The organism is Klebsiella sp. Q11, assembly GCF_964241505.1.
GTDB classification, from domain to species: Bacteria; Pseudomonadota; Gammaproteobacteria; order Enterobacterales; family Enterobacteriaceae; genus Klebsiella; species Klebsiella michiganensis.
The window spans coordinates 95,370-108,520 of record NZ_CAXSXW010000017.1 but is presented as its reverse complement, the minus strand read 5'-3'; the positions used below and the strand labels follow the sequence as shown (position 1 = coordinate 108,520).

The window sequence follows — 13,151 nt, the reverse complement described above, 5'->3', positions numbered from 1 at the left end:
ATAAACCGAACCAACAATTAACAAAACCCTTTGGAGAGGCTAATGGCTCACCACCCCCGCTGGACATTGTCGCAAGTCACTGAGTTATTTAATAAACCATTTCTGGATCTGCTGTTTGAAGCGCAACAGATCCATCGCCAGCACTTCGACCCGCGCCAGGTTCAGGTCAGCACGCTACTGTCGATTAAGACCGGCGCCTGCCCGGAAGACTGCAAATACTGCCCGCAAAGCGCGCGCTATAAAACCGGTCTGGAATCCGAACGCCTGATGGAGGTTGAACAGGTGCTTGAGTCGGCGCGAAAGGCGAAACAAGCCGGTTCAACCCGCTTCTGTATGGGTGCGGCGTGGAAGAATCCGAACGATCGCGATATGCCGTATCTTGAGCAGATGGTGAAAGGGGTGAAAGCGCTGGGGCTGGAAGCGTGCATGACCCTTGGCACGCTCAACGATAGCCAGGCCCAGCGTCTGGCCGGCGCCGGTCTGGATTACTACAACCACAATCTCGATACCTCGCCGGAATTCTACGGCAATATCATCACCACCCGCACCTACCAGGAGCGCCTCGATACCCTCGATAAAGTGCGCGATGCCGGAATTAAAGTGTGCTCCGGCGGTATTGTCGGGCTGGGGGAAACGGTCAAAGACCGCGCCGGGCTGCTGCTACAGCTGGCCAATCTGCCGACGCCGCCGGAAAGCGTGCCGATCAACATGCTGGTGAAGGTCAAAGGCACGCCGCTGGCGGATAACGACGACGTGGACGCCTTTGATTTTATTCGTACTATCGCCATCGCGCGCATCATGATGCCGACCTCGCACGTGCGCCTCTCCGCCGGTCGTGAACAGATGAACGAACAGACCCAGGCGATGTGCTTTATGGCCGGGGCGAACTCGATTTTCTACGGCTGCAAGCTGCTGACCACGCCAAACCCGGAAGAGGACAAAGACCTGCAGCTGTTCCGCAAGCTGGGGATTAATCCGCAGCAGACCGAGGTACTTGAAGGCGATAACGCCCAGCAGCAGCGGCTGGAGCAGGCGTTGATGAACCCGGATACCGAGGAATATTACAACGCGGCGGCGCTATGAGCTGGCAGCACCGCATCGAGCTGGCGCTGGCGGAACGGCAGGCGGCGGATGCCTTGCGCAGTCGCCTGCCGGTGACGCTGGGCGCAGGACGCTGGCTCAGCCGCGAAGGGCGGCGCTGGCTCAATTTTTCCAGCAACGATTATCTTGGCCTCAGCCAGCATCCGGCTATCGTCAAGGCCTGGCAGCAGGGCGCGGATCGCTACGGCGTCGGCAGCGGCGGCTCCGGCCACGTCAGCGGCTATAGCGAGGCGCACCGCGCGCTGGAGGAGCAGCTGGCCGGCTGGCTGGGCTTTCCGCGCGCGCTGCTGTTTATTTCCGGCTTTGCCGCGAATCAGGCGGTGATTGCCGCGCTGGCGGGCAAAGAGGATCGGATTGTCGCCGACCGTCTCAGCCACGCTTCGCTGCTGGAAGCCGCCAGCCTTAGCCCGGCGCAGCTGCGGCGTTTTCAGCACAACGACAGCCGCCATCTTGACGGTTTGCTGGCGAAACCGCTATCCGGCCAGCAGCTGGTGGTGACCGAAGGTATTTTTAGCATGGACGGCGATAGCGCGCCGCTGGCTGAGGTTTCTCAGGCGGCGCGGGCGGCCGGCGCGCTTCTGCTGGTTGACGACGCGCACGGTATCGGCGCGCTCGGCGAAGAGGGGCGCGGCAGCTGCTACGCGCAGCAGGTACGCCCGGATCTGCTTATCGTCACCTTCGGTAAAGCGTTTGGCGTCAGCGGCGCGGCGGTGCTGTGCCGCGAGGCGCTGGCGGATTATCTGCTGCAGTTTGCCCGCCATCTGATTTACAGCACCGCCATGCCGCCGGCGCAGGCGGTGGCGCTGAGCGCCGCGCTGGCCGTGGTTCGCAGCGACGAGGGTCAACAGCGGCGGGAAACGCTGGCCGGCCATATCGCCGACTTTCGCCGGGGAATGTCCCACTATCCCGGTGAGCTCACTGATTCCGGCAGCGCGATCCAACCGCTGATCGTCGGCGACAACGCCCGCGCGCTACGGCTGGCGGCGCGTCTGCGTGAGGAAGGCTGCTGGGCGACGGCCATTCGCCCGCCGACGGTCCCCGTCGGCAGCGCGCGGCTGCGCCTGACGCTGACCGCCGCGCACGAGTCTGCCGATATCGCCCGCCTACTGGAGGTGCTGCATGACGGCGGTGAATAAGCGCGCCGTCGCGGCGGCGTTTGGCCGCGCGGCGGGACATTACGCTCAGCACGATGAATTACAGCGTCTTAGCGCCTCTCTGCTGCTGGAACAGCTCGATATCAGGACCTTTCCTGAGGTGCTGGACGCGGGCTGCGGCCCCGGCAGCATAAGCCGCTTCTGGCGCGATGCAGGGAGCCGGGTGACGGCGCTGGATCTTTCCGTCGACATGCTGGCGGAGGCCCGCCGCGGAAACTGCGCGCACCGCTACGTCGAGGGCGACATCGAAGCGCTGCCGCTGGCGGACGGCTGCGTTGATCTGGCGTGGAGCAACCTTGCGGTTCAGTGGTGCGACAATCTCGCGACCGCCATTGATGAGCTGTCCCGGGTCGTGCGGCCCGGCGGCCGCGTGGCGTTTAGTACGCTGCTGTCAGGTTCGTTACCTGAGCTTAATCAGGCCTGGCGAGCCATCGATGAGCGGCCGCACGCCAACCGTTTTCTCAGCGAGCAGGCGGTGCGTCAGGCGCTGGCCGGTCGCCGCGCCAGCGGCCACGTCCATGCCATCACGCTGCCGTTTCCCGACGCGCTTGGCGCGATGCGCTCGCTTAAAGGCATTGGCGCGACCCATTTGCACCACGGACGCAGCCCTGCGCCGCTCAGCCGCGGCAAGCTGCGGCAGCTCCAGCTCGCCTGGCCGCAGCAGCAGGGCCAGTGCCCGCTGACGTATCATCTTTTTACAGGAGTTATCGAACGTGACTAAACGTTTCTTCGTTACCGGCACCGACACCGAGGTGGGGAAAACCGTCGCCAGCTGCGCGCTGCTGCAGGCGGCCAATCGCGAGGGATTTAACAGCGCGGGCTACAAACCGGTGGCTTCCGGCAGCGACTATACGGCCCAGGGATTACGTAATGAGGATGCGCTGGCTTTACAGCGCAATAGCCGCGTGGCGCTGCGCTACGAGCAGGTCAATCCGTTCACCTTTGCTGAACCGACGTCACCGCATATTATCAGCGCCGATGAAGGGAGGCCGATTGACGCCGCCGCGATTTCTGCTGGCCTGCGCGAGCTGGAAGCGCTGTCCGACTGGCTACTGGTGGAAGGGGCGGGGGGCTGGTTTACGCCGCTGTCAGAAACGCTGACCTTTGCCGATTGGGTAGAGGAAGAGCGGCTGCCGGTGATTTTAGTGGTCGGCGTTAAGCTGGGGTGTATCAACCATGCCATGCTCACCGCTCAGGCGGTGCTGCAGGCCGGGCTGCCGCTGGCGGGCTGGATAGCCAACGATATCCAGCCGCCCGCCAGGCGCCACCCTGAATATCTGGCAACGCTGAAGCGCGTGCTGCCCGCGCCGTTTCTTGGCGAGATCCCGTGGCTGGCGGAAGCGGCTCAGCGCGAGGATCTCGGTCAGTATCTCGACCTCAGCGCGCTGGATCGGGCGTCATCCACTTCGCCAGCAGCGGGGCATCCAGTTGGATAACGTCGCCCTGGGCTACGCTGCGTCCACAGTGCAGCAGACAGAAACGATCCGCCACCCGACGAATAAACGGCAGGTGCTGTTCGGCGATCAGCACCGTCAGGCCAATATCGCGGTTCAGGCGCATCAGTAAATCCCCGAGCTTGTGCAGGAAGCGCTGGCCGCCGCCGCGCGAAGGTTCGTCGAGGATCAGCAGGCGCGGACGGGTTATCAGCGCCCTGGCCAGCGCCAGCTGGTACTGATCGTCGGCGCTCAGGGTAATCCCTTTACTTTGGCGCAGAGCGTACAGCTCGGGGAACAGATCGTAAATCTCTCCGGCGACCGCTGACGCCGGTTCGCCGCCCGCCGCAAGGGCAATGTGCAAATTTTCCTCCACGCTCAGCTGCGAAAAAATCCGTTTATCCTGCGGTACATAGCCAATGCCGATGGCGCTGCGCGACTGCGCGGAGAGCGGCATCAGGTCATAGGGCGCCGATCCTCCGTCCTGCCAGGTGATAGTGCCGCTGGCCACCGGTAGATGACCGGTAATACAGTTGACGAGCGTGGTTTTCCCCATTCCCTGGCGCCCCATGACGCAAGTGCATTTACCGGGTTTGAGCTCAAGGTCAACATTCCACAGCGTGTGCTGGCTTCCGTAATAGTGGTTCACGGCGCGTAGACTCAACATAGACGTTTTCTCCTTTCCTGGGATAGCAGGCGACGAGAAGATTCTGCAAATCTCTTGCCAGGAAAAAGAACTCTCGGTATTTGCTGGTCAATACAGGTGCGACCGGGCACAAGCGGACCGACCTTGCACTTTCCCGGTGCCCGCGCGCTGAAATGTGGTGCAAAAAATAACAAAAAATCTAGCCACTCTTCGCCAATAAACAGCAAAAAAAATTCAATTAATTTTTTTCGCGGCGGGTTTGGCCGGGGCGACGGGTTTTGTTCGGGTGGCTCGGGTCATGGGCTGCAGACAGTTATCCACTATTCCTGTGGATAACCTTGTGTATTAGAGTTAGAAAACTTGCGGTAAGCTAGAGAGTACGCGGCCTGCGGCCGAATTGGCGCGAAACCCGTCTTTTATTAAATTCTATTAAATATCAATTATTTAAATAAAATCAATGCCTGTAAGAAAAGTGTCACCGACTGCCATAAAACATTCATCCCCTCGCTTGACAAATGTTAAATGGCCATACTTTTTGGGGATAACCCTGAAGCGTGGTCGATTATCCCGTAAAGCGGTTTTTATTCGTCCATGTTGACGGTAAAAAGCGCTAATTAGTCCGACTACGATAATACGACACTGTTTTTATATCCAGTATTTTTTATTGGCAAAAGCTGAGCCGGCGAGTAGAATTAAACACCTGCCGTTCAACCCTTCTTCAGGTTCTGATTGATGAGTAAACCGTTCAAGCTGCATTCTGCTTTCCGTCCCTCCGGCGATCAGCCGGAAGCCATTCGTCGCCTGGAAGAGGGGCTGGAAGATGGCCTGGCGCATCAAACCCTGCTCGGGGTCACCGGCTCAGGTAAAACGTTTACCATCGCCAACGTCATTGCTGACCTGCAGCGTCCGACGATGGTGCTGGCGCCAAACAAAACCCTGGCGGCGCAGCTATACGGCGAAATGAAAGAGTTCTTCCCGGAGAACGCGGTGGAGTATTTCGTCTCGTACTACGACTACTACCAGCCGGAAGCCTACGTGCCAAGCTCGGACACCTTCATCGAGAAAGATGCGTCGGTGAACGAACATATTGAACAGATGCGTCTGTCGGCGACCAAAGCGCTGCTGGAGCGTCGCGACGTGGTGGTGGTGGCCTCGGTCTCCGCTATCTACGGTCTGGGCGATCCGGATCTGTATCTGAAAATGATGCTGCATCTGACGGTCGGCATGATTATCGACCAGCGCGCTATTTTGCGCCGCCTGGCCGAGCTGCAGTATACCCGCAACGATCAGGCCTTCCAGCGCGGTACCTTCCGCGTGCGCGGCGAGGTGATTGATATCTTCCCGGCGGAGTCTGATGACATCGCGCTGCGCGTTGAGCTGTTCGATGAGGAAGTTGAGCGTCTGTCGCTGTTCGATCCGCTGACCGGTCATATTGAGTCGACGATCCCGCGCTTCACCGTTTATCCCAAAACCCACTACGTCACCCCGCGCGAGCGTATCGTCCAGGCGATGGAAGAGATTAAAGTTGAACTGTCGGAGCGGCGTAAGCGATTGCTGGAGAACAACAAGCTGCTGGAAGAGCAGCGTCTGAGCCAGCGTACGCAGTTCGACCTCGAAATGATGAACGAGCTGGGCTACTGCTCGGGGATTGAAAACTACTCGCGCTATCTGTCGGGCCGCGGGCCGGGCGAACCGCCGCCGACGCTGTTTGACTACCTGCCGGCCGATGGTCTATTGGTCATCGATGAGTCCCACGTCACGATCCCGCAGATTGGCGGTATGTACCGCGGGGATCGGGCGCGCAAAGAGACGCTGGTGGAGTACGGTTTCCGCCTGCCGTCGGCGCTCGATAACCGTCCGCTCAAGTTTGAAGAGTTTGAGGCCCTGGCGCCGCAAACCATCTATGTTTCGGCGACGCCGGGAGCCTATGAGCTGGATAAATCCGGCGACGAGGTGGTGGACCAGGTCGTCCGTCCTACGGGGCTGCTGGATCCGGTCATCGAAGTGCGTCCGGTAGGCACCCAGGTCGACGATCTGCTCTCGGAAATTCGCATCCGCACCGCGATCAACGAGCGCGTGCTGGTCACGACGCTGACCAAACGCATGGCGGAAGATTTAACCGAATATCTGGAAGAGCACGGCGAGCGGGTGCGCTACCTGCACTCGGACATCGACACCGTGGAGCGCATGGAGATTATCCGCGACCTGCGCCTCGGCGAGTTTGACGTGCTGGTGGGGATCAACCTGCTGCGTGAAGGTTTGGATATGCCGGAAGTTTCGCTGGTGGCGATCCTGGATGCCGATAAAGAAGGCTTCCTGCGCTCTGAACGCTCGCTGATTCAGACCATTGGCCGCGCGGCGCGAAATATCAACGGCAAAGCGATTCTCTACGGCGATAAAATCACCCCGTCGATGGCGAAAGCGATCGGAGAAACCGAGCGCCGCCGCGAGAAGCAGCAGGCGTACAACGAAGAGCACGGTATCGTTCCGCAGGGTCTGAATAAGAAAGTGGTCGACATTCTGGCCCTCGGTCAGAATATCGCGAAAACCAAAACCAAGGGGCGCGGCAAGTCTCGCTCACCGGTTGAGGCGGATGCCGTCGCGCTAACGCCGAAGGCGCTCCAGCAGAAGATTCACGAACTGGAAGGGCAGATGATGCAGCACGCGCAGAACCTGGAGTTCGAAGAGGCGGCGCAAATTCGCGACCAGCTTCACCAGCTGCGCGAGCTGTTTATCGCCGCTTCGTAGCGGCGTTGCCAGATAAATATCGCCCGGGCCTTACCGGGTCTTCGGGGCGATGGACGGAATGTGTTTTTCGTGGGTCGGGTAAGGCGCCAGCCGCCACCTGACAGAAAAGCGGGCACATGAGCCGAAACGCTTTGGTTATTTGTTGCCCCTCTGTCGCGATTTTCCGTGATGCTTAATGTTGGCTTAATCTTGTTTGGCGAAACTATCCTCACTTTACTGAGGATAGCGCCATGCAAAAATTAACCTTCCGCGAATACCTGGCAGTCACCTGCGCGTTTGTTATCGTCGTTGCCTTTTTCCATCAGTGGGTGCTGACGTTCTGACGCGAAGCTTTAGGGAAGAGTACCCAGGCGCGAACGCCGGGACCGGGCTGTCGGTTATGTAAAAAGAACTGCGCGTCGTGCAGCTGGGCGATGCGAGTGACGATGCTTAACCCGAGACCAATACCGCCATAGCGGCTGTCCATGCGGACGAACGCTTTGCTTAGCTCACCGCTTTTAGCCTCATCAATTCCCGGTCCTTCATCCTCAACGGCCAGAATGGGCGTTGGGCCAGGCGCTATCGACACTTTAATCGTCGACCCCGTCGGGCTATAACGATGCGCGTTTTCGACCAGGTTACGTAAAATAACCTGCACCAGCGTGGCGTCGCCCGACACGATTGCCTCTCCATCCTTGACGTTGATCGCCAGCGTCTGCTGGCGCTGCTGCAGCATTGTCTCAAGTTCGCTCTGCAGCGGTTCAATCACATCCTCTTTCAGCGCAACCTGCTGATAGCTTCCGGCGGAGAATGACTGGCCAACGCGCGCCAGCTGAAGCAGCTGGGTAATGCTATTGGTCATTTGATCGAGACGCTGAATTAGCGGGTCCACGCTAACGCCATGCACTTTCGCCAGAAGCTCCAGGTGCAGACGCAGCCCGGCCAGCGGCGTGCGCAGCTCATGGGCGACGTCGGCGGTAAACAGACGCTCGCGATCGAGGGTTAAATTCAGGCGGGACACCAGCTGATTAATCGCGGTGGTCACCGCGGTGACTTCAGGAACCGATTCCTTCAGCGTGATAGGCTGCAGGTTGTCCGGGGTGCGGCTTTCCAGCTCGAGCTGCAGTCTGGAAAGCGGCTTTGTGATTTTTTTCACCGCCAGCAGGGAGATATACAGCGCCAGGCCGATAATCAGCAGGCTTGGGATCAGCAGGCTGGCTACCGCTTCGCGAACCTCATGCTCAATATGCTTCTGATTGTTATGCCCTTCAATGGCGCTGGCGACCAGCAGCTGAATCTGCTCCTGACTTTCATGCCACAGCCAGAACACGCTGATGAGCTGACAAACGGCCAGAATAGCGCCAATTGTCAGCAGCAGCCGATGACGCATAGTCCAGTTTTCACTGACAAAAAAAGCCATAGCGTTATTCGGTCTCCGCGTTATCAACCAGCATATAGCCAAAGCCACGGACGGTGCGGATGCGTGATTTGCCGACTTTATCGCGCAGATTATGGATATGCACCTCCAGCGTATTGGTGGCCGGTTCGTTGTCCCAGCTGTAAATGTCGTTGTAGAGAATTTCGCGATGCACCGGGCTGCCCGCTTTCATCATCAGGCGTGAAAGCAGAGCGTACTCTTTGGGCGTTAAATCCAGGGACTGCTCGCCGAGCCAGACCAGCCGCCGGGTGACGTTCAGGCGCAGATTGCCGACGGACAGTTCGTTATCGCCCTGATTATTGTGACGACGCAGCAGGGCGCGAATGCGCGCGTTCAGCTCTTCCAGCGCAAACGGCTTAACCAGGTAGTCATCCGCGCCGGTATCCAGGCCGCTGATGCGGTCATCCACGGTATCGCGGGCGGTGAGGATCAGCACCGGCTGGCTGAACTTCTCCCGTCGCATGCGCGCCAGGAAGTGCAGACCGTCTTCATCCGGCAGGCCGAGGTCGAGAACCACCAGGCTGTAGTGGTTGCTGGCCAGAGAGAGGGCGGCTTCGTGGGCGGTTGATACGCCGTCGCAAACGTAGCCCTCGCTTTGCATCGCCAGAATTAACCCTTGTAACAGGAGCGCATCGTCTTCAATGACTAAAATTTTCATCGGCCTGCCTCTCTACATGGCGTTAAAATATCGTCTGTTGCCTGGTACTCGCGGGTGCTGACCCCGAGCAGACCGAGCAGGGTGGAGAAAAGATTATCCTGCGAATACGCTTGCGTTTTCGCTTTTTGCTGCAAACACTGGCTGGACACGCCATAGCGCTGTTGATAATCCGCTGACAGCCACAGCAGCATCGGGACGTGTTTTTGCGTCTCCGGGGCGATGGACCACGGTAGCCCGTGTAAATACACCCCATCCTCGCCAAGCGACTCGCCGTGATCCGAGAGATACACCAGGCTGGTGGTAAATTTATCCTGCTTTGACTGCAGTAATTTTATCGCTTTGTCGACCACATAATCGACATACAAAATCGTATTATCGTAGGTATTGGTGAGCTGCTGCTGGGTGCAACTCTGAATCTCGTTGGTGTCGCAGGTGGGCGTAAACTGTTTAAACTGCGCCGGATAACGATTGTAGTAGGTTGGGCCGTGGCTGCCGATAGTGTGCAGAACGATAATCCCGTCCTGCTGCAGATTATCGATATAGTTCTCCAGGTTATGGAACAGCACCTCATCGTAGCACTCGCCGTCGATGCACTGGCCGCTAAGCTTGAGATCGGTGACGTTCTGGTGCGGTACCCGGTCGCAGGCTCCTTTACAGCCGCCGTCGTTATCATTCCACTGAACCTGAATTCCCGCGCGCTGCAGGATATCCAGCACGCCTTCCTGATGGTGCGCCAGCTCTTCATCATAGTGGGCGCGCGGCATATTAGAGAACATGCACGGTACAGAAACCGCGGTCGCAGTGCCGCAGGACGTGGTGTCGGGGAAATAGATAACATTATCCTGTTTCAGGCGCGGGTTGGTCTCGCGGGCGTAGCCGTTCAGGGAAAAGTTTGCCGCCCTTGAGGTTTCGCCTAACACCACGATAGTCAGGTTTTTCCGCGGTCCGCTGCGCATCTCCGGCTTCTGAATCGCGTCTTCGCCAATTTTGACCAGAGGAAGATTATCCATCCTGTTATGCGCATACCAGGAGTTCACGGCCACAATGCTGTTTGACGGGCTCAGGGACTTAACCAGCTCTTTGTTATTGCGAAACAGCGAGGCGTAATCTTTATAGAAAAATGCCGCGACCAGAATAATCAGCAGCGCTGAAACCACGATGCTCAACAGCCTTACCGCCACGCTGCGCCACAGGGTTGCCGGTTTGCGGATTTTAACCCACCAGGCCACGACCACCGCCAGAATGCCGGAGAGTCCCAGGATCAGGACCATTTTTCCGGAGAGTAGCGCAAAGCTTTCGGCGGGAGTGGTATCGAGAATATTGGTGATCATCGCCCGATCGATAACCACGCCAAAGGTCCAGATAAAATACTGGGCCGAGGCGCTAAGCAGAATAAACAGGCTGATAACGAGGCGGTCAAGCTTAAGAAATGACGCTAGCGTGGTGATGATATTCATCACGCTGATAGCCACTATCGGCATACTGAGGAACACCAGCCAGTTATGCAGGCCGTTGACCGGCAGCAGGGTAAACGCCTGGCGATAGAAAGCGATGTTCAGCGCCAGGCCAATATAGCAGGCGAACAGAATCAAATAGACCGTACGGTTAAGCATTGGCCGACGTAAAGAAAATAACGACATAGCGAAGTCCACATAAAGAGATGTTCGCTATGCTGCCCGTTTTTTTTTAAGACAACCTTAAGATTTTAAGCCTGCCTGTTTTTGTCGCGAGGATAAGGCCGCGTTGAGGATTAGCCTAAGGCCTGAATCGCTTTATCCAGCGCGCGGCGCAACAGCTGGCGATCGTGACGATAGGGCACATCGCTGGCGTCCAGCGGCGTCTGAATGACGACCCGATCCTTAATCCCTGCGATATCGGCTTTCGGGCCGACAACCAGCGCGTCAATCACCCGTTTACCAATCTGCTGCTCCATAATGGCGACCCTGTCCGCCAGCGTCAGGCTGGCTGCCGGGCTATGCTCTTTGCCGAGGTTATCGATAAACACCATTGGCGCGGGCGTGCGGCGCAGCGCCTTCGCCATCTCATCAAGCAGCAGAATCGGCATCAGGCTGGTATAGAAGCTGCCGGGGCCAATCAGGATTAAATCGGCTTCGGCGATGGCTTCTATCGCTTCACGGGTGGTGGGCACCGGCGGGGAGAGCATAAGCTCGCGCGGCACGCTGGCAAGCTGATCGATATTCACTTCACCGTAAACTTCGTGCCCTTCATGGTCGATGGCCATAAGATCGACCGGTTGTTCCGACATCGGGATCAGAAACGCGTCGACCTTAAGAAGATTCCTGATCAAATTGATCGCTTCAAGCGGGCGCACGCTCAGGTGATCCAGTGCCTTAAGCATCAAATTGCCGAGGTTATGCCCGGAAAGCTCGCCGTTGCCGCTAAAACGGTACTCAAACATCGCCGAGGCCACGCTGGGTTCGGCGATGAGCTGATTAATACAGTTGCGCATATCGCCCCAGGCGATGCCGCCTTCCGCGCGACGAATGCGCCCCGTAGAGCCGCCGTTATCGGTCGTGGTGACGATGCCGGTGAGGCGTGAACCGAGCGAAGAGAGGGATGACATTACCCGGCCCAGCCCGTGCCCGCCGCCGAGTGCCACCACGCGATCCAGATCGGCGAAAGTGCGATTGCGCATAAAAATCCCTTATAACCATTTATCGGGCTCACAGTAACCGATCTACCCCTAAAAGACGATGGGCTGAATCTGACAAACTGACCGACATCAATGCAAAAGCGTGGTTTTTAGCTATTCTGTAGCGAAAATACGCGATCGTATCGATATGTACATGATTATATAACGAAACTGGAAATGGCATAACCGTTATTAAAGCGCTACTATTCGGCGTAACCCACTAACACTCTAGCCTCTGTGCCTGTGTCGAAAGATATGGTGCTTTGGCCGTGACAACTTTGGTTGCCACCAGGGCGCGAAAAGAAATGACCGCGTCTCCCGTATTTGGAAAGGTGTCTATGGCTTCACAGCTTACCGATGCATTTGCGCGGAAGTTTTACTATCTGCGTTTATCAATTACCGACGTATGCAACTTTCGTTGTACCTACTGTCTTCCCGATGGCTATAAGCCCGGCGCCGTCACCAATAAAGGCTTTCTCAGCGTTGATGAAGTTCGCCGCGTGACGCGCGCGTTCTCCACCCTGGGGACGGAAAAGGTGCGCCTGACCGGCGGCGAACCCTCGCTGCGTCGCGATTTTACCGACATCATCGCCGCGGTGCGGGAAAACCCTTCTATTCGCCAGATTGCGGTCACCACCAACGGCTACCGGCTGGCGCGCGACGTTGAAAGCTGGCGCGATGCCGGGCTGACGGCGATTAACGTCAGCGTGGATAGCCTCGATGCGCGTCAGTTTCACGCCATCACCGGCCAGGACAAGTTTCATCAGGTGATGGACGGCATCGATGCCGCATTTGCCGCTGGCTTCGAAAAAGTGAAGGTCAATACCGTGCTGATGCGCGACGTTAACCATCACCAGCTCGACACTTTTCTGGCGTGGATCCAGCCGCGCCGCATTCAGCTGCGTTTTATTGAATTGATGGAAACCGGCGAAGGCAGCGATCTGTTCCGCCGCCATCATATCTCGGGCATGGTGCTGCGCGATGAGCTGCTGCGTCGCGGCTGGATCCATCAGATCCGCCAGCGTAGCGACGGCCCGGCGCAGGTGTTTTGCCATCCGGATTATGCCGGGGAAATCGGTCTGATTATGCCTTATGAAAAAGACTTCTGCGCTACCTGTAACCGTCTGCGCGTCTCTTCCGTGGGTAAATTGCACCTGTGCCTGTTCGGCGAAGGCGGCGTCGATCTGCGCGATCTGCTCGCCGATGATGAGCAGCAGCCGGCGCTGGAGGCGCGCATATCCGAGGCGTTAACGCACAAAAAACAGACCCACTTCCTGCATCAGGGCAACACCGGTATTACCCAGAACCTGTCCTATATTGGCGGATAATTCATTTTAAGGA

11 protein-coding genes and 1 riboswitch are annotated in these 13,151 nt (G+C 57.9%); of the genes, 6 read left to right on the top strand and 5 right to left on the bottom strand.

The features are described 5' to 3' along the window. The first annotated feature begins 42 nt into the window (after positions 1–42). From bioB to bioD, 4 genes are read left to right on the top strand one after another with little or no spacing between them, the layout of a single operon-like run. On the top strand, positions 43–1,083 hold the full coding sequence (gene bioB / locus ACESQ2_RS23700; protein WP_049069245.1) for a biotin synthase BioB: 1,041 nt from the start codon (positions 43–45) through the stop codon (positions 1,081–1,083). Then, positions 1,080–2,237 carry an 8-amino-7-oxononanoate synthase gene (gene bioF / locus ACESQ2_RS23695; RefSeq protein ID WP_373171423.1) on the top strand — a complete coding sequence of 386 codons (1,158 nt, stop codon included), beginning with the start codon at positions 1,080–1,082 and terminating at the stop codon, positions 2,235–2,237. Before bioB ends, bioF begins: the two co-directional genes overlap by 4 nt. Further along, positions 2,221–2,976 carry a malonyl-ACP O-methyltransferase BioC gene (gene bioC, locus ACESQ2_RS23690; RefSeq protein ID WP_373171421.1) on the top strand — a complete coding sequence of 252 codons (756 nt, stop codon included), beginning with the start codon at positions 2,221–2,223 and terminating at the stop codon, positions 2,974–2,976. Before bioF ends, bioC begins: the two co-directional genes overlap by 17 nt. Beyond that, a complete protein-coding gene (gene bioD, locus ACESQ2_RS23685) occupies positions 2,969–3,691 on the top strand; it encodes a dethiobiotin synthase (RefSeq protein ID WP_373171420.1) in 723 nt (240 codons plus the stop codon). Before bioC ends, bioD begins: the two co-directional genes overlap by 8 nt. Here the strand turns inward: bioD and ACESQ2_RS23680 are convergent. Beyond that, the gene (locus tag ACESQ2_RS23680) at positions 3,633–4,355 is read right to left on the bottom strand and encodes an ABC transporter ATP-binding protein (RefSeq protein ID WP_014228488.1); all 723 of its coding nucleotides are present in this window, start codon (positions 4,353–4,355) and stop codon (positions 3,633–3,635) included. The two genes, bioD and ACESQ2_RS23680, sit on opposite strands and share 59 nt — an antisense overlap. 711 nt (positions 4,356–5,066) lie before the next feature. Here ACESQ2_RS23680 and uvrB point away from each other — a divergent pair. Then, on the top strand, positions 5,067–7,082 hold the full coding sequence (gene uvrB / locus ACESQ2_RS23675; RefSeq protein WP_182158141.1) for an excinuclease ABC subunit UvrB: 2,016 nt from the start codon (positions 5,067–5,069) through the stop codon (positions 7,080–7,082). 301 nt (positions 7,083–7,383) lie between these two features. On the opposite strand, the gene pmrB is transcribed toward uvrB, so the two are convergent. The 4 genes from pmrB to yvcK all read right to left on the bottom strand — a co-directional run bounded on the left by pmrB (position 7,384) and on the right by yvcK (position 11,813). Then, positions 7,384–8,481: a two-component system sensor histidine kinase PmrB gene (gene pmrB / locus ACESQ2_RS23670; RefSeq protein WP_014228490.1), complete on the bottom strand. Its 1,098-nt coding sequence runs from the start codon at positions 8,479–8,481 to the stop codon at positions 7,384–7,386. A gap of 4 nt (positions 8,482–8,485) precedes the next feature. Next, positions 8,486–9,157, bottom strand: a complete 672-nt coding sequence (gene pmrA, locus ACESQ2_RS23665) for a two-component system response regulator PmrA (RefSeq protein ID WP_004849045.1) — start codon at positions 9,155–9,157, stop codon at positions 8,486–8,488. Next, entirely contained in the window at positions 9,154–10,797 is a 1,644-nt protein-coding gene (gene eptA / locus ACESQ2_RS23660) for a phosphoethanolamine transferase EptA (RefSeq protein WP_373171418.1), read from the bottom strand. The genes pmrA and eptA overlap by 4 nt, the downstream gene beginning before the upstream one ends. Before the next feature lie 110 nt (positions 10,798–10,907). Continuing rightward, a complete protein-coding gene (yvcK, locus tag ACESQ2_RS23655; protein ID WP_004849048.1) occupies positions 10,908–11,813 on the bottom strand; it encodes a uridine diphosphate-N-acetylglucosamine-binding protein YvcK in 906 nt (301 codons plus the stop codon). Positions 11,814–12,022: 209 nt separating this feature from the next. Further along, positions 12,023–12,161: riboswitch (molybdenum cofactor riboswitch) on the top strand. On the opposite strand from yvcK, the gene moaA reads away from it, so the two are divergent. Continuing rightward, on the top strand, positions 12,149–13,138 hold the full coding sequence (gene moaA, locus ACESQ2_RS23650) for a GTP 3',8-cyclase MoaA (RefSeq protein ID WP_373171417.1): 990 nt from the start codon (positions 12,149–12,151) through the stop codon (positions 13,136–13,138). (Overlaps the previous riboswitch by 13 nt.) Positions 13,139–13,151 lie beyond the last annotated feature (13 nt).

Bases quoted from the DNA above. Each gene is read 5' to 3' on its own strand.
- bioB (WP_049069245.1), top strand. From the start codon at position 43: ATGGCTCACCACCCCCGCTGGACATTGTCGCAAGTCACTGAGTTATTT.
- bioF (WP_373171423.1), top strand. From the start codon at position 1,080: ATGAGCTGGCAGCACCGCATCGAGCTGGCGCTGGCGGAACGGCAGGCG.
- bioC (WP_373171421.1), top strand. From the start codon at position 2,221: ATGACGGCGGTGAATAAGCGCGCCGTCGCGGCGGCGTTTGGCCGCGCG.
- ACESQ2_RS23680 (WP_014228488.1), bottom strand. From the start codon at position 4,355: ATGTTGAGTCTACGCGCCGTGAACCACTATTACGGAAGCCAGCACACG.
- uvrB (WP_182158141.1), top strand. From the start codon at position 5,067: ATGAGTAAACCGTTCAAGCTGCATTCTGCTTTCCGTCCCTCCGGCGAT.
- pmrB (WP_014228490.1), bottom strand. From the start codon at position 8,481: ATGGCTTTTTTTGTCAGTGAAAACTGGACTATGCGTCATCGGCTGCTG.
- pmrA (WP_004849045.1), bottom strand. From the start codon at position 9,157: ATGAAAATTTTAGTCATTGAAGACGATGCGCTCCTGTTACAAGGGTTA.
- eptA (WP_373171418.1), bottom strand. From the start codon at position 10,797: ATGTCGTTATTTTCTTTACGTCGGCCAATGCTTAACCGTACGGTCTAT.
- yvcK (WP_004849048.1), bottom strand. From the start codon at position 11,813: ATGCGCAATCGCACTTTCGCCGATCTGGATCGCGTGGTGGCACTCGGC.
- moaA (WP_373171417.1), top strand. From the start codon at position 12,149: ATGGCTTCACAGCTTACCGATGCATTTGCGCGGAAGTTTTACTATCTG.